This window comes from Fructilactobacillus florum DSM 22689 = JCM 16035 (genome assembly GCF_001436645.1).
GTDB lineage: Bacteria > Bacillota > Bacilli > Lactobacillales > Lactobacillaceae > Fructilactobacillus > Fructilactobacillus florum.
In genome coordinates this window covers 140328-160228 of sequence record NZ_AYZI01000001.1, presented here as the reverse complement: position 1 = coordinate 160228, position 19901 = coordinate 140328, and the positions used below count along the sequence as shown (strand labels likewise).

Below are 19901 nucleotides of genomic sequence, written 5' to 3'. Positions count from 1 at the left end.
TTGTTTTTTATTAGTAGTAATGGTATAGTGACCTTAATTATAGAAAGATTAATGTTACTATGAATGTCTTGTTTTTTCGAGGTGATAAACATGAATTTTCAAAATGATAAAATCCATTACAAAATGTATAAAGCTAAAGGTAAGTGGGTTTATGCCGGGATAACTACCATGGTAGTAACTGGTGGATTTCTGTTTTTGAATCAGGGCGCCAAAGTCCATGCCGATCAAGCAAACCAAGCAACTGCCACCCAGCAAGATCAGTCTGATCGTAGCACGGTAAGCAATGATAGTTTAGCATCCACAAGTGTTGCGGCGGAACCTGATTCAGCAAATTTGTCGGTTCAATCACAAGCAACCACTTCCCAAGCAGCTACCTCGGAAGCAACCACTTCACAAACGACTGATTCAATTGGAAACTCGACTAGTACCGAGACTTCGTCCGTGTCAGCAAGCAAACCAAGCGAACAAGTTTCAAATGCTCCGGTAGAATCCGCACAGGTAGCACCGGTTTCACAAACTACAAGTTCACAAGCCTCAGTTGCTAGTGCCACTCAGTCAGAAGCGACGGGTTCGCAGGTAGTAACTTCTCAGCAACCACAAGTCAGCGAGAAGTCAGTAATGCCGTCGACAATGACCCTCGCAGCTGAAAATGGGGAAACCTTTAATGCAAATGTCACCGATCCGGATTATCCGGCAGGAAAGTGGCAGGATCCGAATTCAGATCATTATACGTTCGGTTATTTAAAAACTGATGGTACGAGTCAGCCGGTCGAAAACGTTGTCTTTTCGACCAATCGCAATGGTGATGGAACTGTTTATATTTATGAATTTGATGCGCAAAATAATTTATTAAATTCATATACACTAACTGGTGAAAAGGATTCGGTCACTTCAAAGAGTAATCCTGGAATTACTTACACAAAGTATAGTGAATACAGTGTTACTGCTAGTCAATCTGGGAGTGGTCGGTTTTCCAAAGACTGGTTTTATGATGATAACGTGATTAGTCCGCAGTATAGTAACATTGGTTTTTTCGTGCCTAAACGAATTAATCAAAAAGTTACGTATATCGATAAAGATACGAACCAAGTTGTTTCAACTCGAGATATTTCGGGGATGTCTGGTCAGGATTACTTGATTGACGGGATTCCAAAAGAAATTGTGGCGCAGGATTATGTTGTAAGTATTCCTGATAATCATCAGGGGTTAGTGTCTTCTTTTGGGATTCCAGGGACTAAGTGGACCAAGACCTTTGTAGGCGGAAAGTATACGTTGGTATACACCGAAGTTGACAGCAAGGGAACCATGGATGTCAATTTGTATGATGATGCCGGTAATAAAGTGGGGCAAACCTATCGAATTGATGCTAACTACCAAAAGAATGGGGATACTACTAATTATTACTATGATACCCCGGAAGGTCCAATTAACGTTCGATCAATTTACGTTCCCCAGTCTAATGACATCGTCTATTATGTAAATCGGCTGGCCAAGCTAGTCCCAGTGAATAAAGCGACCGGTGAGCCATTTAACAATGGTGATGACGACGTTCTCTATGAAACGGATCCAAATGATCGCACTAAAATTGTAGCACCAAAAATTCCGAACATTCCCGGTTTCTTAGCCTTAGATCCTCGCGATCCGTCAGGAAAAACGTACTTAAAACCAGGTGATCCCTATCCAGTTGCAATTGATGATCCCGGTACTGATACGCAGGTCCAGTATATTGAAGATCAGAGTAGTATTAGCGGTAATAATAAAACAATTACGGTTGGAGATGCGGTACCGACGGCTGAAGAATTAGGAGCAGCAGCGACTGACCCTGAGGGCAACCCAATTGCTGTAACCGTTGATACTTCACAAGTCAATAACCAAGTTCCTGGCGATTACCCCGTCACGATTACTTCAGCTGATGGTCAAACCAAGACGGTCACAGTTACGGTGGTACCAAATGAGCAAACCATTGACGGCAATAATGCTAAGATTGCAGTTGGCGATCGGGTGCCAACGGCTGCTGAGTTAGGGGCATCCGCGACTGATAAACATGGGAATCCGATTGATGTAACGGTGGACACTTCGCAGGTTAACAATCAGGTTCCTGGCGATTATCCGGTTACGATTACTTCAGCGGATGGACAAACCAAGACGGTCACGGTTACGGTGGTACCAAATGAGCAAACTATTGACGGCAATAATGCGACAATTACCGCTGGCGATCGCATCCCGACAGCTAGTGAGCTGGGTGTTTCAGCAACGGATAAATTTGGGAATCCGATTGATGTAACGGTAGATACTTCGCAAGTTAATAATCAGGTTCCTGGGGATTATCCAGTCACTTTAACAACCGCGGACGGACAAACTAAGACAATCACGATTACAGTGTTGCCAAATAAACAGAAAATTGACGGCAATAATGCGACAATTACCGTCGGCGATCGCATCCCAACGGCCAGCGAACTAGGTGTTTCGGCGACGGATAAGTTTGGCAATCCGATCGACGTAACGGTAGATACTTCGCAAGTTAATAATCAGGTACCTGGTAATTACCCAGTGACCCTAACAACTGCAGATGGACAAACCAAGACAGTGATAGTTACGGTGCTTCCCAAAAAGAATGATGTTAATCGTAACGGTCTGATTATTCATGGTAATAATGCTGTGATTAATGTTGGAAGTCGAGTGCCAACAGCTAGTGAGCTGGGAATTTATGTAACCGATCAATTTGGGAACCCGGTTCGATTTACCGCAGACTTTTCTCAGGTAAACCCATTAGTTCCAGGAACCTATCCAGTAATAATTACAACGGCTGATGGTCAAGTGTTCACGATTATGATTACAGTAGTGGGCACGACACCGGCGACCATAAATTCTAGTTTGCCGGTAAATCAACGCTTAGTAGCTCCAACAGCAACAAAATCAGCTTCAGGACAACAGCACTTACCACAGACTGGTCAAACTAATCAGGCTAGTCTCTGGCAACTATTGGGAACTGGATTCATCACGCTGGCTTCTTACCTCGGCTTTAGAAAACGGAAACATTCATAAAAATGAATTAATTAACAACAATAAAAGAGTCTCGATGATTAATCGAGACTCTTTTATTGTTGTTTGGTAAAAAATCTAGAGACCGACAATCTTGGCAAAAATTGGTACGATGACATCAACGACAATGGAAATAATTACAACGGAGATGGCAGCCATGGAACCTTCAATAGGTCCTCGCTCGAGTGCCTTGGCAGAACCTAAGGTATGCCCAGCTGTTCCCAGCCCAAGACCAATCCCGATCGGATTTTTTAGGTGGAAAATTTTAATAATCCAATCGGCTGCGGCATAAATAATGACGGCATTTAAGATGCAGGCCATGGCAGTGATGGCAGGAATCCCTTTGATCCCAGTAGCGATCGGCATAGCAACCGCTGTTGTTGCTGCTTGTGGTAACATCGATGCAATTGCCGCATGATTTAGTCCAAGTAATTTTGAAACGTAGTACATAATTATGAGTGAAATTAAGAGACCAATAATCAGTGCTAAAAGAATTTCAAGCCAATACTTTTTGACAACATCGTTTCGCCGATAGAGTGGCAGGGCAAAAGCAATGGTTGCTGGAAATAGAAACCAAAAGATGATGTCGCCACCAGGCTTATATAAATTTTTGTAAATCCAAGTAATTGGGAGGTTACTGCCCTTAGCTAGTAGCCAGAGTAAAAAAATACCTAAAATCATGCTGACAAATAATGGTTGAAAAAGAAAAAACCCATGTGATTTTTTGAACAACCACGTTCCAATTAGATAGACTACGAGGGAAAGTGCAATTCCAAACATTGGGGTGCCCAAAAATTTTAATAATTCTACCTGCATTTTAGTCCTCCTGCTGATCTTTAATTGGGAAGAATCGTTGTCGTAACCAAATTAAGCCGGTGGCAACCAGCGCTACCGAAACTAACATAACAACGGTGGAAATAATAATCATTACCACCAGTTGTAAGCCACTGTGCTTCATAATATCCAGAGAAGTGGCTAACTGAATTCCCGATGGAACAAAGAGAAAGGCCAGTAAGCTGATCAAAAAATTGCTTAGCGTTTCAATTTGTTGTGGTTTAATCAGACCGATGGTTAATAAGAAATAAAGGATTAGCAATCCAATTACGGGAGCCGGAACGGGGAAAGTAGCCGGAAATAGGTTTGACAAGCAGTATGACACGAATAAAATCACGGCGAAGATCCCCATTTGAGTGATAATAGGTGTTTTTTTCTGAGGATCTGACTGAATGTGCATAAAAATTACCTCCATATTGTGATGTTTTTCACTATGTATTATAGCAGAAACACCGCAAAATACAATCGGATTTAAGGTTGTGGAGGAGAGGTTAGATAACATTTCGCTCCCAGCTGGTAGTGGGCTTGACCGGTTAAACTTTCTGTGACACGGGCTTGAAATGTTGAAACCTGCGCAATGGGAACGGCAGTGGTGATCGTCACTTGTTCGGTATAGGTAGTCTTTAAAATCGGCAATTGTTGCTGGTTTAAAAATGAACGTAATTTATTAAGTTGTGGATAATCCAGACTGATGATAAGTTGCCGAGCTAAGGTTTTTTGGAATAGGGTTGTTTGAGCAACGGCGGCATTAGCAGCTTGCGCATAGGCACGAATTAATCCGCCAGCCCCCAGCTTAATTCCACCAAAGTAACGCGTTACTACAATCAAAGTATTTTCTAGTTGGTGATGGTGCAGAATTTCAAGCAGCGGTTTGCCAGCAGTGCCCACCGGTTCTCCGTCATCACTAAAGCGTTCTGCGGGTGGATTTTCGACCAGACGATAGGCATAGCAATGATGATTCGCCTTAGGAGTTGCAGCCGTTAACTGCGCTAGCATGCCCTTTGCGGTTGCTGCATTGCTGACGGGAGCAATGTCAGCAATGAACTTTGATTTTTTGATCACGTAGCTGGCACGCGCAGGTTGGCTGATCGTTAAAAACGTTGATTTCATAATGAGCTCCTTTTTATTTTGCGTATTATAGTGCGAGGTGAAAAAGATGGAACAAGAGTTGGCGTATGGGCGTTTGGTCCCTTGGCGAGGAACGGTTCCAGCTGATTGGGTAAACGTACAGTTGCAACCGGCACTACAAGTTAGTCAGCAGTCTGTGTACTGCAATCGGTGTCAGCAAGCGAGCGACACGAAGCTTACCCAATTGCCGAACGGCGCTTATTACTGTTATCAGTGTATTCAACTAGGACGACTTGATTCGCATATGCAATTGTTAACCATTCCTGAACCAAACCACTTTACCAGTTCACGGCAGCCGTTGAGTTGGTCAGGGCAGCTAACTAAAATCCAGGCTCGTGTGGCTGCAGAGGTTTTAACTGCGGTTCAGCAGGGACAAAACCATTTATTGTGGGCGGTTACTGGAGCTGGGAAGACAGAGATCACCTTTCCCACAATTGCTTGGGCGATGACGCAAGGATGGCGGATTGCAATTGCTAGTCCCCGCGTCGACGTATGTATAGAACTATTTCCGCGCTACCAAGCCGCCTTTCGTTCCATTGAAATGGTACTGCTTCATGGCACTAGTCCATTGAAGTATCGTTATTGTCAGCTAACGATTTGTACAACTCATCAGTTAATGCGGTTTGTTGCGGCATTTGATTTGTTGATTTTAGATGAGGTAGATGCATTTCCCTTTGCTAATAATACCATGTTAGAACTAGCAGCTCAGCGCTCGTTAAAAGCGACCGGGGTTCAATTATGGCTGACAGCTACGCCAAATCGCAAACTGCAACGGCAGAAATCCATTAGTTATTTGCCACGCCGTTTTCATGGAAAACCGTTACCGCAGCTACACTTAGAATTCTGCTGGGGTTGGAATCGTTGTCTATCTCGCCACAAGATTCCAGCCCGCTTGTTGCGCCTGATTCGGAAAAAAGTTGCTGCGGGACAGCGTTTTTTACTATTCGTCCCGCGAATTAAGGATCTTAGCGTTGTTGATCGAGTTTTGCGAATGCGCTTGAAAACGACCGCAAAGTGGGCGACCGTTTATGCCAATGATGAAGAGCGGGGGCTTAAGGTAGAAAAGATGAGAAGACAGCAAGTTCTGTTTTTAATTACCACTACCATCTTAGAACGCGGGGTAACTTTCCCTGGGATTGATGTAATTATTTTGGGTGCAGATGACCGGGTGTTTACGGCTGCTACCCTAGTTCAAATTGCAGGGCGAGTGGGACGTAGCAGCAGTCGTCCTACTGGAATGGTTCATTGTTTGTTGGGACATTACTCAACTGCACTTTGTGAAGCGACCGCCCAGATTGCATTTTTAAATCGAAAAGGGGCTCATTGTGAATAAACTTCAGTGTTTATGGTGTCAACGGTCGTTGAACTATGATTTCTCAGTTCACTTTTTAGTCAGTTTTAGTAGCGTAGCGCCTACGCGCTTATGTGCAGGATGTCTGGACCAATTTACACCGGTTGCCGCCCCGCATTGTCCTAAATGTGGTAAGTTTCAAGCTACTACGCAGCAATGCTCAGACTGCCGGCATTGGAACGATCGGATGAAGGCTCCTTTAATTAGTAATCGTGCTTTTTTTCCATATAAGGATCAGATCAAGGAATATATTAAGCAGTACAAACTACGAGGGGACTATCGGTTGCGCTTAATTATGGAACCGTTGTTTTCAAACCTAGCTCGAACCAATGAAATGCTGGTTTCTATCCCGGTAACAGCTACGACAATCGAACAACGGGGGTTTAACCAAGTTAGCGGTTGGTTTGGCTCGAACCAGCTGTTTCCAGCGCTACTGGCCCTGCCAAAAGATCGACCGCAGGCTGCCAAGGGACGTCATGACCGTTTAAGTGGTCCCCAACGGTTTGTCGTCAATGAAAAATTGCGGTCGGCGTGCTTAAACCGCGATATTTGTCTTGTAGATGACATCTATACGACTGGACGAACATTACATGAAGCTGCCTGGTTATTGCAGTCAGCGGGGGCTCGGCACATTCGAAGTGTAACCCTAGCTCACTGAGTAATTGTTATTTGGCGAATAATTCATTATAATGAAAATAATGATGGCAATAATTGGAATCAATACAAACATTTGGCAGTTAGCCAACTAGCAGGATGTTTGTCACCACAAATTAATGATCTCAGGCAGAGGTCATCAATCGGCTAATTGGTAAGCTAATAATCACTATATGAGAATTAAACAAGGAGAATTTCAGGAATGCCAACGAACGTTTTAAAGAAGTGGGTGGAGAGTGACCAGCGTCGGATTAAGCAGCTGGGAAAACTAGCTGATCAAGTTAGTGAGTATTCACAAGAATATCAAAAGCTCAGTGACACTGACTTACAAGCCAAAACACCAGAATTTCAACAGCGCTACCAAGCTGGAACCACGCTAGATGAATTGTTACCAGAAGCTTTTGCAGTTGCCCGTGAGGGAGCTCGTCGGGTGTTGGGACTGACGCCTTTTCGCGTTCAAATTATGGGAGGAATTGTCCTCCATGAAGGGAACATTGCGGAAATGAAGACCGGGGAAGGTAAAACTTTAACCGCGACGTTACCGGTCTATTTAAACGCCCTTTCAGGTAAAGGGGTGCACGTTGTAACCGTTAATGAATATCTTTCCGAGCGAGATGCCGAGCAAATGGGACAACTCTATAACTGGCTGGGACTCTCGGTTGGAATTAACAAGGCCGATCAAACTCCAGAAGAAAAGCGGGCGGCCTATCAAGCTGATATTACGTATTCGACAAACAGTGAGATTGGATTTGACTATCTTCGTGATAATATGGTGGTCTACAAAGAAGACCGTGTTCAACGACCGCTAAATTTTGCACTGGTAGATGAGGTTGATTCGATTTTGATTGATGAAGCAAGAACCCCGCTGATCATCTCTGGTCCCGCGCAAGGGTCTAACCAGTTATACCAACAAACAGATCAATTTGCTAAGACGCTTAAGCCAGAGACGGACTTCAAAGTTGATTTAGAAACTAAAACGGTTTCGTTGACGGAAACTGGAATCAACCGAGCCGACAAGTTCTTTAATCTAAAAAACATCTATGATACTGATAATACGGCGTTGACTCATCATATTGATCAGGCGCTTCGTGCGAATTATGTAATGGAGCGGGATAAGGATTATGTGGTTAAGGATGACGAGGTTTTAATTGTCGATTCGTTTACCGGACGAATTATGGACGGTAGGCGGTTCTCAGATGGGCTACACCAAGCTTTGGAGGCAAAAGAAGGTGTTACCATCCAGGAAGAAAGTAAAACGATGGCCAACATTACCTATCAAAACTTGTTTCGGCGGTATCGAAAACTAGCTGGGATGACCGGAACTGCTAAAACCGAACAGGAAGAATTTCGTGAGATCTACAATATGAACGCTGTTTCGATTCCAACCAATAAACCAGTGATTAGGTTGGATGAGGCTGACATCTTATATCCGACGTTACAAGCTAAGTTTGATGCGGTGATCGATCGGGTTAAGGAATTACACGAACGCCAGCAACCGATTTTGTTAGGGACAGTTGCGGTTGAAACTTCAGAATACTTAGCACAACGATTAACTCAGGCTCATATTAAACATGTGGTCTTAAATGCTAAAAACCATGCTAAAGAAGCGGATATTGTTGCAAATGCCGGTCAAAAGGGTGCAGTCACGATTGCTACTAACATGGCTGGACGAGGAACTGACATTAAATTGGGACCAGGAGTAGTTGCACTTGGCGGTTTAGCGGTTATTGGAACCGAGCGACACGAGTCCCGACGAATTGATAATCAGCTGCGAGGACGGGCTGGTCGCCAGGGTGATCCGGGATACTCACAATTCTACCTATCGCTGGAAGATGATCTGATGCGTCGCTTTGGTTCTGATCGGATCAAGACCATTTTGAAACGACTCCGAGTTGAGGATGATGATGCGGTGATTAGGAGCCGAATGATTACCAAACAGGTTGAATCCGCACAAAAACGGGTCGAAGGAAATAACTACGATTCTCGAAAAAATGTTTTGAAATACGATAATGTGATGTCAGAACAACGAGATGTGATTTATGGAGAACGAAACCGGGTCATTGAGGAGAACGAATCCCTGAAATGGGTAATTATGCCAATGATCAAACGAACGATTTCTCGAATCGTTGATTTGCATACGCAAGGTGACCAAAAGCATTGGGATTTAGATACGATTTTAGATTTCTCTATTAGTGCCCTAGTGAGTCCTAATGAAATTGGGTTAAGTAATCTTAAAAATAAGAGTGCGGCAGAAATTAAGCAATTTCTGAACTCCTTGGCTGAAAAAAATTATGATGCCAAGGGTCAAGAACTGGGTGATCCACAACAATTGCTAGAATTTGAAAAGGTTGTTGTCTTACGCGTGGTTGATTCCCACTGGACTGATCATATTGATGCGATGGATCGTCTGCGCGAAGGAATTGGGTTACGTGGCTATGGTCAACTTAATCCGTTGGTTGAGTACCAACGGGAAGGCTACCGAATGTTTGAAGAAATGATTGCGGATACGGATTATGATGTAACTCGTTTATTTATGAAAGCAGAAATTCGACAAAATATGCAACGGTAATTACGACGAAGGACTTCGGTTCTTCGCTTTTTACTAGTTAGGAGTAATTAAAATGGAAATTAATGCAGTTCAAGCACAGTTAAATAAATTACAAACCGCAATTGACGGTTTTAGGGGGTCTCTTTGACTTAGATCAGCTGCAAGAAAATATTGCGATCAACGAAGCAAAAATGGCGACACCTGATTTTTGGGAGAATCCTACCCAGGCGCAAGCACTGATTGCTGTCACTAATCATGATAAAGAACGGTATAATCAGTTGCAGTCCTTAGCAGAGAACTTGCATAGTTTGCAAGACACTTTGGAGGTCTTGGCGGAGCTTCCGGATGCAGAATTAGAGGCTGAATTTAACAAAGAGTTAGCAACAGAACAGGAAGCGGTCGATCAATACCGCCTCAGCTTATTATTAAATGGAAAGTACGATGCTAACAATGCAATTGTAGAAATTAATTCAGGAGCCGGGGGAACAGAAGCCTGTGACTGGACTGCCATGTTGTTGCGTATGTATACTCGCTGGGGGGAAAAAAATGGGTTTCAAGTTGCCGTGGTCGCTGATCAGCCCGGAGAAACGGCTGGTATTAGTCAGGTAACGCTCACAGTTACTGGTCATAATGCGTACGGCTATCTAAAATCGGAAAAGGGGGTTCACCGGTTAGTTCGGATCTCACCGTTCGATGCGGCTGGTCGGCGACATACTTCGTTTGCCTCGGTTGACGTGTTGCCGGAGTTAGATGAGACAGTACAGGTAACGATTAATCCGGATGATTTGCGAGTTGACGTGTTTCGTTCAAGCGGAGCGGGAGGACAACATATTAACAAAACGTCCTCGGCGGTTCGAATTACACATTTACCGACCGGGATTGTTACTAGTAGTCAGGCTCAGCGTTCCCAATTACAGAATAGAGTCACTGCAATGAATATGTTAAAATCGAAGCTGTATGAACTGGAACTGGAGAAACAGGCCCAGGAAAAAGCGCAACTAGAGGGGAAACAACTCGAAATTGGTTGGGGTTCACAAATCCGTTCCTATGTTTTTCATCCGTATACCTTAGTTAAGGATCATCGAACTAACTATGAAACTGCCAACGGAAAGGCAGTTATGGATGGGGACTTAAATCCATTTATCACGGCATATCTACAGTGGAATTTACAGCATAAAAATTTAAAATAGGTGAATAATTATGCAAGAAATATTTAATTTTGGTTTTTTTATAATTTCTCCGCTCTTTTGGTTAGGACTGCTTCATACGCAATATAAATACCGTCAGCGAGTTAAGCGGGAACGTCACTTGTATGAAAGTGCTATTAATCCTAAAAATTCCGAAATGCGGACGTTTTTTATTGCGATGATAGTATTAGGGATTGTTGGTTCACTGTGTTCGCTTGCGGTAGGGGTTGAAGTTTCATATACTTGGATTGTTTTTTATGAGCTGCTAGCAGTAGTAGCTTTGTTCTTACCAGGCACGACGCTTCCTTTTTTAGCGCTCTTTTTACCCATGATAATTGTGCAGTTGTTTGGAGATAAATTCTACACGCTATCTTTTATTGGTAAAAAACACATGGTTTTACAAAATCCCTTACCAGAAGGGATTGATTTTTTAGCACTTTTGACGATTTTGCTATTTCTACAATACCTATTTATTAAATTTAACCGTAAATCAGTTAATTCACCTGTGATTGGGAAAAATATTCGGGGGAACCGGGTGGCAACTTATTTGTTTGATAAGGTCTCGGTGGTACCGTTAGTGCTATTAGTTCCAGGTGATTTATTTGAAACCACCAGTCCTTTTTGGCCGGTTTTCAAAATTTTTGGAGTAAAGCTTTCGATTTTGATTGTGCCATTCTTAATTGGACTGAACTTTCGATTCATTGGCGAACAACCAGCAAAAATTATGCAACGGTTAGCAAATGCAATTGGTTGGTTAGCCCTTGCTTCTCTGGGAATTACCATCGATGCTTTTTTCTGGAAGAGTCCTTTATTTGAAGTACTAGCAATCGGATGTTTGGCAGTTGTTTATTGTTTAATTATGTATCATTTTCGTAAGGTCGATCGCAAGGATCAAAACCAGGTGGAAGAGGCCTTGGATGGCGTACGAGTGTTGGCAGTGAAACCACAAACCCCAGCTAGTAAAATGAAGCTGGAAATTGGAGATCTGATTCAAGTGGTTAATGGGATCCACGTTACCGATGAACAAAGCCTCTATCGAGCGTTACAGACCAGTCCAACCTTCTGTCGGCTAAAAATCAAGAATCGTCGGGGGGACTTGGAGTTAAAAGAGTCTTCGATCTTTGCTGGTGGACCCCATGAAATCGGGATTGTTACTTTTCCTAGTGATGAAAAATAGGAGGGTCTATGTGGTTATTTGGACGGATCTTACTTAATTTTTTGCTATTTATGGCATTTTCTGGAGTGTTTCCCGAAGCCTTTTTTGTCAGAAATTGGCAAACTGCTTTGCTGGCAGCGGTCGTATTGGTGATTTTTAATTTACTGGTTAGACCACTGTGTTTACTTTTGTTTTTACCGTTAAACTTGTTAACCGTTGGTTTGTTTACATTTGTGATTAATGCGGGAATGCTGTGGTTGACGTCCTTCGCTCTCGGCGATAAATTCCAGTTTTCATCACTGACAGCATTAGTGGGTATTTCATTATTGATGTCTTTATGTACTACCTTGTTTACTAAGGGATCATGGCAGAATTAAACTGCTAAAAGAAGAGGGGTTCGCATGCATAAGAGCGTAAGTGTTAAAGAATTAGTAGCAAATACTCATTTGAGTGTTTTGGCCGGTGGCGATAATCTTGACCGCCCGATTCCAACTAGTGATATTTCTCGACCGGGACTGGAGTTAACTGGCTATTTTTCTTACTATCCCTCAGAAAGAATCCAATTACTAGGGATTACAGAGATTTCTTTTGCCAAGCATTTGTCTGATCAAGAATTGGACGATTATATGACACGTTTGTGCCAGCCTGATACACCTGCCTTTGTGATATCGACAAGTCTAGAGCCGCCAATTCAGCTAGTGAAGGCCGCCCAGCAAGCGCAAATTCCAATCTTAACATCGAAATTAAATACATCACGGGTGCTGAGTAATATGACCGACTTTCTAGAAGCACGGTTAGCACCACGTAAATCCCTTCATGGGGTATTGGTAGAAGTTTATGGACTAGGGGTGCTGATTACTGGTGATTCCGGCATCGGAAAAAGTGAAACAGCGCTAGAGTTAGTTAAACGAGGTCATCGACTAATTGCGGACGATCGAGTTGATGTCTATCAGCAAGACGAACAAGCCTTGATCGGGCAAGCCCCCCAAATTTTAAATCACTTGTTGGAAATTCGCGGGATTGGAATTATTAATGTGATGACTCTGTTTGGGACTGGGGCAGTTCGCTCAGAAACCAAGGTTGATTTAATTGTTCATCTAGATATTTGGGAACAGGGAAAGAAATATGATCGTTTAGGAACTGGAACGGATGCAACCGAAATCTTTGATGTTCGCGTTAAAACGATTAATATTCCGGTTAAGCCCGGTCGAAACATGGCCGTTATCATTGAAACTGCGGCAATGAACTTTCGAGCCAATAGCATGGGCTATAATGCGACGGACGATTTTGATCGGCAATTAAATGGTTTGATTAAAACCAATTCTGAGCATGATCAAGAACATCCAGATCAAACTAAGAAACAATGAGGTACTTATGGTAATTAATAGCATTCTTAATCCGATTGCAATTAAAATCGGAGCGTTGCAAATTCGCTGGTATGGAATTTTTATTGCTACTGCTGTTTTATTGGCGGTATGGTTATCATTGCGAGAAGCACGTCGGCAAAAGTTAAACGAAGACCTACTCTATGACTTGATTCTGTGGTCGATTCCGCTGGCCATTATTTCGGCGAGAATCTATTACGTGGTTTTTCAATGGTCATACTATCAACATCATTTAGGTGAAATTGTTGCCATCTGGGATGGAGGCATCGCTATTTATGGCGCCTTGCTTGGCGGCGGCACCTTTATTTTCTGTTTTTGTCGGCGACATCAGCTATCGATTTGGCAAATTTTTGATATTGCCGCTCCAACGGTTATCATGGCCCAGGGAATTGGTCGCTGGGGCAATTTTATGAATCAAGAGGCTTATGGTGCCATAACATCACGAAACTTTCTTCAGCGATTACAGTTACCTAGTTGGTTAATTCAGCAAATGGAGATTAGCGGTTTTTATCGCCAACCTACCTTTTTATATGAATCCATGTGGGATTTGACAGGATTTGTATTATTGATGGTAATGCGACATTCTAACCAATTGTTTAAACGGGGAGAAGTTTTCTTAGCATACGTAATGTGGTATTCGTTTGGTCGGTTTTTTGTGGAAGGAATGAGGACTGATAGTCTCATGTGGGGTAGTTTACGAGTTTCCCAAGGGCTCTCAGTTTTACTGTTTATCGGGGCACTTGCCTTGATATGTTGGCGAAGAAGGCAACAACCCACATTGAATTGGTATTGGCCCAGCAAGCTTAAGGAGTAGAAAATGACAGAGAAAATTGCAGTTCTTGGTGCCGGTTCATGGGGGAGTATGCTGGCTAATATTTTGACTGAAAATGGACACGAGGTTCGAATCTGGTCATATAATCCGGACCAAGTTCAGGAGTTAAATGAACAGCATACTAATGGAAAATATTTAAAAGGTTTTCGGTTCTCAGAGCGTCTGCGGGCTGACACTGATATGAAAGCAGTGGTACAAGGAGCAGATGATGTTTTGCTCATTGTTCCCTCTCAAGTGACTCGGGCGGTAGCGAGTGATTTAAACCAAGTCCTGACAGAGCTAAACAGCAAGCCGGCTTTAATTCATGGAAGTAAGGGCTTAGAACAGCACACTTTCAAACGCATGTCAGAGGTAATTGAAGAGACGATTGCTAGTCAGTACCGTGCTTCTATTTCAGTAATTTCAGGGCCCAGCCAGGCCGAGGGAGTTGCTCGAAAAGACCCCACGTTGGTTACTGTTGCCAGTGAAGATTTACAGGCAGCCCGCCATTTCCAGCAATTATTTATGAATAATTATTTTCGCGTTTATACAAACCATGATATAATCGGGGTTGAGCTTGGTGGGGCGTTAAAAAATATTATTGCACTTGCTGCCGGGACGCTAGCTGGGCTCGGCTATGGCGATAATGCCAAGGCGGCGTTAATGACGCGTGGGCTTGCAGAGATTTCTCGCTTAGCGGTGTCATATGGTGCTAATCCGCTCACATTTTTAGGATTGTCTGGGGTTGGTGACGTGATTGTAACAGCGACCAGTCAAGACTCTCGTAACTGGCGAGCGGGCTACCAGCTTGGTCAGGGAAAAGCATTAGAAACAGTCATTAATAACATGGGAATGGTAATTGAAGGCATTGCAACCAGTCAGGCTGCTTATGAAATGGCACAGTTGACGGGAGTTGAAATGCCGATTACAGAAGCAATTCATGCTGTTCTGAACGGTGAAGAAACAGTAGCAGTTGCTATTCAAAAATTAATGACTCGCGAAGGCCGCGCTGAAATCGGCTAATAATACAGGAGATTCAAATTACGATGAAAAAAGTTACCAAAGCAATTATTCCGGCTGCCGGATTAGGAACTCGCTTTTTGCCAGAAACAAAGGCGATGCCAAAAGAAATGTTGCCAATTGTTGATACACCTACGATTCAGTATATCGTTGAAGAGGCCAAAGAATCAGGCATTACTGATTTAGTGATCGTGATTGGAAAAGGCAAGCGGGCGATTGAAGATCATTTTTCGCCGAACTATATGCTAGAGGCCAATCTAAAATCAAAAAATAAAACAGAAATGTTAGAAATGGTTCAAAAATCGAATGAAATGAATATTTATTTCATTCGGCAACCTTATCCCAATGGGCTTGGTGATGCTGTTTTAACTGCACAGAGTTTTATTGGCAATGATCCGTTCGTGGTGATGTTAGGTGACGATCTGATGCGTGATCAGGTGCCTTTGACGAAGCAACTAATTAATAGCTACGAAAAATCAGGAAAATCGACATTAGCAGTCACCCGGGTACCCCATCAAGAAACTTCAAAGTATGGAGTCATTGACCCAGTTAGTGAGATTGAAACGGGCTTGTATGATGTAAAGAGCTTTGTCGAAAAACCAGATCCAGAGGTTGCTCCTAGCGACTTAGCAATTATTGGACGATATCTTTTCACTCCCGAGATCTTTTCCGTGCTAGAGCATACGAAGCCCGGTAAGGGAAATGAAGTACAATTGACTGATGCGATTGACACGCTCAATAAAAGTGAAGACGTTTATGCGCATGAGTTTAAAGGACAACGATTTGATACTGGAAACAAGTTAAGCTGGCTTGAAACCAATATTGAATATGGGATTAACCATCCGGAAATCAAAGCTGATTTGCGGGCATACCTGCTAGAACTGGCGGAGCAGCTGAAAAAAGAAAACTAATCGATTATCGGGCGCCTGTTGTGCATGATGATTGAATCGAGCTTCATGAAGGCTAGCAATTGCTGGTCCATCATGGGCTTTTTTTTACGGCGGTCTTCGTCTTCTAGAGAGCCAATAAGCAAAATTACTGACTTATAGTAAGTAAGATGTTAGGATGAAAATACTAATTTATACATGAGAGGTGACTTAGATGACAATTAAGCTAGGTGGAATTCCAATTCAATGGCTAATGGGAAACCAGCAACCACAAGTGGGAGAAGAACTACCTAATTTCACTTTGCGTGATCAGGCGGGGAAGCAGCTTACAACGACAGATCTAATTGGGAAACCATTATTATTGAGCGTTGTCCCTGATTTGCGGACGAAAGTTTGTAGTTTAGAAACCGCCCAATTTAATCAAACGGCCAGTCAGTTTCGTGACGTCCGATTCGTGACGGTTTCTAACAATCCAGTTAAGTATCAAAAGAACTGGTGTGCAGCGCACGACGTTACGCAGATGGAAATTATGTCAGATGCCGAGGGGTCGTTTGGAAAAGCGACTCACTTGTATATTCCAATTTTTCGTCATCTAGCACGGGCGGTTTACTTAGTTGATGCTACTGGTAAGATTACATTTTGCCAAATGGTGTCAGAAATTTCTCATCAACCAGACTATCAACCGGTTATCAAAGCGCTACAACAGCTTTTAACTAATCCAAAATAATGAGGTAATCCTGATGACAAAAAAATATGATGTGATTGTAATCGGCGCGGGTCCAGCTGGGATGACAGCAGCCTTATATGCCTCTCGAGCAGAACTTTCGGTTCTGATGTTGGATCGGGGTGTTTTTGGTGGGCAAATGAACAACACAGCTGAAATCGAAAATTATCCTGGCTTTAAATCGATTTTGGGTCCCGATTTATCACAAGCAATGTATGATAGCAGCACCCAGTTTGGAGTGGAGTATGCATACGGTGAAGTAACGGGGATCACGACCGATGGCGCGACTAAATTAGTGAATACAGCTGATCAGCAATATGAAGCGGTCGCAGTTATTTTGGCAGCAGGGGCGGAGTATCGCAAACTTGGAGTTCCTGGCGAAGAAGAGTTCGGAGGACGAGGAGTTTCCTACTGTGCTGTTTGTGATGGGGCCTTCTTCAAACAAGAAGATGTGATTGTTGTTGGTGGGGGTGACTCAGCAGTTCAAGAGGCAACTTACCTATCAAACATCGCTAACCAAGTGACCGTAGTTCATCGTCGGGATCAATTACGTGCCCAGCCAATTCTGCAACAACAAGCATTTTCAAAAGACAACATTGATTTTGTCTGGAATAGTACGGTACAACACATTGATGGTGATGACAAAAAAGTCACAGGCGTAACGATTAAAAACCAACAAACCAATGAAGAGCAGCAGCTGGCAGCTAGTGGGGTATTCATTTATGTAGGAATTCTCCCGCTGACTACGGCCTTTCAGCAGTTAGGAATCACTGATGACCAGGGTTGGATTGAAACCAACGAACAAATGGCAACCAAAGTTCCTGGAATTTTTGCGGTGGGTGATGTGCGCCACAAACCGCTCCGACAAATTACCACGGCAGTTGGTGACGGTGGCATTGCCGGTCAGGCCGTCTTTGATTATGTTGAAGCTCAGAAATTAGAAAAATAATGGACGCTGATTAATTAAAATACCTTTAAAGTTACTGGTTCAAGTTAACTTTAGTGGTATTTTTTTATTGACTGTAGTTAACAAGTTATATCAACAAAATGGGTCTAAAAACCGAGGGATCAGCGAGCCTTTTCGAAAGTATGTTCGTATGCTAAGATTAATGTTATTACGAGGAATTACATCAAGAACTGGGGACAGGAGTTATCATGGTAACTAAATTAGAGAAAAAATTTAACTTGGTGTCTGATTATCAACCGACCGGAGATCAACCGGAAGCAATTAAGGCGCTGGATGCGGGGTTGAATGCTGGTGATAAAGAGCAAACCTTGCTTGGAGCAACCGGGACAGGAAAAACATTTACGATGGCTAACATTATTCGTGATCAAAATCGTCCCACGCTAGTGCTAGCTCACAATAAAACCTTGGCCGGACAACTCTATAACGAGCTAAAAAAATTTTTCCCGCAAAATGCGGTTGAATATTTTGTCAGTTACTATGATTTTTATCAACCCGAAGCCTATGTTCCTTCCAGCGATACTTATATCGAAAAAGATGCTTCGATTAACGATGAAATCGATCAATTGCGACATGCAGCGACCGCGGCGCTTCTAGCTCGAAATGATGTAATTGTAGTTGCCTCAGTTTCTTCAATTTTTGGACTAGGAAGCCCAGTTGAGTATCAAAATCATACGATTTCTTTACACGTTGGGCAGGAATTAGAACGAGATGTTTTACTGCGGCAACTAGTAAACATTCAATTTGAACGTAATGACATTGATTTTGATCGCGGTCGTTTCCGAGTCCATGGCGACACGGTCGAAGTTTTTCCCGCTGCCGGAACGCAGAATGCTTACCGCATCGAATTTTTTGGGGATGAGATTGATAAAATTACGGAAATAAATACCCTGACTGGGGAAGTGCTTGGACAGCCCGAAGTTGTGACGCTATTTCCCGCTACCCACTTTTTGACGAACGATGAGATTATGAAGGTGGCTTTGCCAGAGATTAAAGCAGACATGGACACTCAAGTTAAGCAACTAGAGCAGCACGGGAAGTTGCTAGAAGCCCAGCGCCTCAAGCAGCGAACCACTTATGACATCGAGATGATGCGTGAGATGGGATATACCAACGGAATTGAAAATTACTCGCGTTACATGGATCGGCGGCAGCCCGGTGAAGCTCCCTACACCTTGCTAGATTTCTTTCCAAAAGATTTTTTGATGTTTGTCGACGAATCGCACCAAACCATTCCGCAGGTTCGTGGGATGTTAAAAGGTGATCGAGCCCGTAAGACCCAGCTCATCGATTACGGATTTCGGTTGCCAAGTGCTTATGACAACCGCCCATTAAACTTTTCAGAGTTTGAAGGGCACATTCATCAAGTTATCTACATGTCTGCAACGCCTGGGGACTATGAATTAGACCATAGTAGCCAAGTGGTTGAACAAATTATTCGACCAACCGGTTTGTTAGATCCTACCGTGGAAGTCCGACCAACTAAAGATCAGATGGACGATTTAGTGGGTGAAATCAATCAACGAATTAAAAACCAACAGCGAACTTTTGTGACGACGCTAACAAAGAAGATGGCAGAGGATTTAACCGATTATCTTAAAGATTTAGGCATTAAGGTCCGATACTTGCATAGTGATATTAAAACGTTAGAAAGAACGAGAATTATTCGTGATCTGCGGTTAGGTAAATTTGACGTGTTAGTGGGGATTAATTTATTGCGAGAAGGCATTGACGTTCCCGAGGTTTCTTTGATTGCAATTTTAGATGCCGATAAAGAAGGTTTCTTACGAAACGTGCGCTCTTTAATTCAAACCATTGGTCGTGCTGCTCGAAATGCTGATGGACACGTGATTATGTATGCGGATCACGTGACCGATTCAATGCAGGCGGCAATGGACGAAACTAATCGTAGACGACAGTTGCAGTTAGACTATAATCAAGAACATCATGTGACGCCGAAGACGATTATTAAAGCGATTCCAACGGCAATCTCTGCCTATAAAGCGGATACAATTGAGCAGCCTGCTGATTCAGAGCATCCCTTTGCAGAATCAGATTTTGAACAGATGTCTGATCATGAACAGCACGAGATGCTTCAGAATCTTAGTGATGAGATGCAAACAGCAGCTCGGCAACTTGATTTTGAACAGGCAGCGGCGCTTCGGGATACGATCAAAAAGTTACGAAAACAAATGAAGTGAGGCATACCC

Annotated in this window: 17 protein-coding genes; 14 read left to right on the top strand and 3 right to left on the bottom strand. The window is 43.1% G+C overall.

All coding sequences use genetic code 11. The features are described from left to right. The first annotated feature begins 90 nt into the window (after positions 1-90). Positions 91-3045 carry an LPXTG cell wall anchor domain-containing protein gene (locus tag FC87_RS00795; RefSeq protein WP_056961339.1) on the top strand — a complete coding sequence of 985 codons (2955 nt, stop codon included), beginning with the start codon at positions 91-93 and terminating at the stop codon, positions 3043-3045. A 75-nt stretch (positions 3046-3120) separates the two neighbouring features. Here the strand turns inward: FC87_RS00795 and lrgB are convergent, their stop codons facing one another. The 3 genes from lrgB to FC87_RS00780 form a co-directional block, all read right to left on the bottom strand. Continuing rightward, positions 3121-3858 (bottom strand): antiholin-like protein LrgB, encoded by a 738-nt coding sequence (gene lrgB, locus FC87_RS00790; RefSeq protein WP_009166953.1) that lies wholly within the window; start codon positions 3856-3858, stop codon positions 3121-3123. Between the two features lies 1 nt (position 3859). Continuing rightward, the gene (locus FC87_RS00785; RefSeq protein ID WP_009166952.1) at positions 3860-4276 is read right to left on the bottom strand and encodes a CidA/LrgA family protein; all 417 of its coding nucleotides are present in this window, start codon (positions 4274-4276) and stop codon (positions 3860-3862) included. Positions 4277-4347: 71 nt separating this feature from the next. After that, positions 4348-4986 (bottom strand): YigZ family protein, encoded by a 639-nt coding sequence (locus tag FC87_RS00780; protein WP_056961338.1) that lies wholly within the window; start codon positions 4984-4986, stop codon positions 4348-4350. 46 nt (positions 4987-5032) lie between these two features. Between FC87_RS00780 and FC87_RS00775 the strand changes: the two genes are divergently transcribed. The 13 genes from FC87_RS00775 (at position 5033) to uvrB (ending at position 19892) form a co-directional block, all read left to right on the top strand. Beyond that, positions 5033-6337 (top strand): DNA/RNA helicase, encoded by a 1305-nt coding sequence (locus tag FC87_RS00775; protein WP_054689853.1) that lies wholly within the window; start codon positions 5033-5035, stop codon positions 6335-6337. After that, a complete protein-coding gene (locus FC87_RS00770) occupies positions 6330-7013 on the top strand; it encodes a ComF family protein (RefSeq protein ID WP_156656512.1) in 684 nt (227 codons plus the stop codon). The genes FC87_RS00775 and FC87_RS00770 overlap by 8 nt, the downstream gene beginning before the upstream one ends. A 198-nt stretch (positions 7014-7211) precedes the next feature. Further along, entirely contained in the window at positions 7212-9578 is a 2367-nt protein-coding gene (gene secA, locus FC87_RS00765; RefSeq protein ID WP_056961334.1) for a preprotein translocase subunit SecA, read from the top strand. A 52-nt stretch (positions 9579-9630) separates the two neighbouring features. Further along, positions 9631-10747, top strand: a protein-coding gene (gene prfB, locus FC87_RS00760; RefSeq protein WP_235804426.1) for a peptide chain release factor 2 whose coding sequence is annotated in 2 segments (ribosomal slippage) — positions 9631-9702 and positions 9704-10747 — 1116 coding nt in all. Because the reading frame shifts where the segments join, the coding sequence is not laid out codon by codon here. A 10-nt stretch (positions 10748-10757) separates the two neighbouring features. Continuing rightward, complete coding sequence (locus tag FC87_RS00755) at positions 10758-11921, top strand: PDZ domain-containing protein (RefSeq protein WP_056961333.1); 1164 nt, start codon at positions 10758-10760, stop codon at positions 11919-11921. Positions 11922-11929: 8 nt separating this feature from the next. Further along, positions 11930-12277, top strand: a complete 348-nt coding sequence (locus FC87_RS00750; RefSeq protein WP_035422074.1) for a phage holin family protein — start codon at positions 11930-11932, stop codon at positions 12275-12277. A 24-nt stretch (positions 12278-12301) separates the two neighbouring features. After that, entirely contained in the window at positions 12302-13267 is a 966-nt protein-coding gene (gene hprK / locus FC87_RS00745) for an HPr(Ser) kinase/phosphatase (RefSeq protein ID WP_054689864.1), read from the top strand. A gap of 7 nt (positions 13268-13274) precedes the next feature. Continuing rightward, positions 13275-14099 (top strand): prolipoprotein diacylglyceryl transferase, encoded by an 825-nt coding sequence (lgt, locus tag FC87_RS00740; protein WP_054689868.1) that lies wholly within the window; start codon positions 13275-13277, stop codon positions 14097-14099. Between the two features lie 3 nt (positions 14100-14102). Beyond that, a complete protein-coding gene (locus tag FC87_RS00735; protein ID WP_056961331.1) occupies positions 14103-15119 on the top strand; it encodes an NAD(P)H-dependent glycerol-3-phosphate dehydrogenase in 1017 nt (338 codons plus the stop codon). A 23-nt stretch (positions 15120-15142) separates the two neighbouring features. Beyond that, positions 15143-16027, top strand: coding sequence for a UTP--glucose-1-phosphate uridylyltransferase GalU (gene galU / locus FC87_RS00730; RefSeq protein WP_035422078.1), 885 nt, complete (start codon positions 15143-15145; stop codon positions 16025-16027). A 190-nt stretch (positions 16028-16217) separates the two neighbouring features. Beyond that, positions 16218-16730, top strand: a complete 513-nt coding sequence (locus FC87_RS00725) for a thiol peroxidase (RefSeq protein ID WP_054689872.1) — start codon at positions 16218-16220, stop codon at positions 16728-16730. A 13-nt stretch (positions 16731-16743) separates the two neighbouring features. Next, positions 16744-17676 (top strand): thioredoxin-disulfide reductase, encoded by a 933-nt coding sequence (trxB, locus tag FC87_RS00720; protein WP_009166939.1) that lies wholly within the window; start codon positions 16744-16746, stop codon positions 17674-17676. A gap of 206 nt (positions 17677-17882) precedes the next feature. Then, complete coding sequence (uvrB, locus tag FC87_RS00715; RefSeq protein ID WP_009166938.1) at positions 17883-19892, top strand: excinuclease ABC subunit UvrB; 2010 nt, start codon at positions 17883-17885, stop codon at positions 19890-19892. Positions 19893-19901: the final 9 nt, after the last annotated feature.

Bases quoted from the DNA above. Each gene is read 5' to 3' on its own strand.
- FC87_RS00780 (WP_056961338.1), bottom strand. From the start codon at position 4,986: ATGAAATCAACGTTTTTAACGATCAGCCAACCTGCGCGTGCCAGCTAC.
- lgt (WP_054689868.1), top strand. From the start codon at position 13,275: ATGGTAATTAATAGCATTCTTAATCCGATTGCAATTAAAATCGGAGCG.
- FC87_RS00795 (WP_056961339.1), top strand. From the start codon at position 91: ATGAATTTTCAAAATGATAAAATCCATTACAAAATGTATAAAGCTAAA.
- FC87_RS00785 (WP_009166952.1), bottom strand. From the start codon at position 4,276: ATGCACATTCAGTCAGATCCTCAGAAAAAAACACCTATTATCACTCAA.
- galU (WP_035422078.1), top strand. From the start codon at position 15,143: ATGAAAAAAGTTACCAAAGCAATTATTCCGGCTGCCGGATTAGGAACT.
- FC87_RS00775 (WP_054689853.1), top strand. From the start codon at position 5,033: ATGGAACAAGAGTTGGCGTATGGGCGTTTGGTCCCTTGGCGAGGAACG.
- lrgB (WP_009166953.1), bottom strand. From the start codon at position 3,858: ATGCAGGTAGAATTATTAAAATTTTTGGGCACCCCAATGTTTGGAATT.
- FC87_RS00755 (WP_056961333.1), top strand. From the start codon at position 10,758: ATGCAAGAAATATTTAATTTTGGTTTTTTTATAATTTCTCCGCTCTTT.
- hprK (WP_054689864.1), top strand. From the start codon at position 12,302: ATGCATAAGAGCGTAAGTGTTAAAGAATTAGTAGCAAATACTCATTTG.
- FC87_RS00735 (WP_056961331.1), top strand. From the start codon at position 14,103: ATGACAGAGAAAATTGCAGTTCTTGGTGCCGGTTCATGGGGGAGTATG.
- secA (WP_056961334.1), top strand. From the start codon at position 7,212: ATGCCAACGAACGTTTTAAAGAAGTGGGTGGAGAGTGACCAGCGTCGG.
- trxB (WP_009166939.1), top strand. From the start codon at position 16,744: ATGACAAAAAAATATGATGTGATTGTAATCGGCGCGGGTCCAGCTGGG.
- FC87_RS00725 (WP_054689872.1), top strand. From the start codon at position 16,218: ATGACAATTAAGCTAGGTGGAATTCCAATTCAATGGCTAATGGGAAAC.
- FC87_RS00750 (WP_035422074.1), top strand. From the start codon at position 11,930: ATGTGGTTATTTGGACGGATCTTACTTAATTTTTTGCTATTTATGGCA.
- uvrB (WP_009166938.1), top strand. From the start codon at position 17,883: ATGGTAACTAAATTAGAGAAAAAATTTAACTTGGTGTCTGATTATCAA.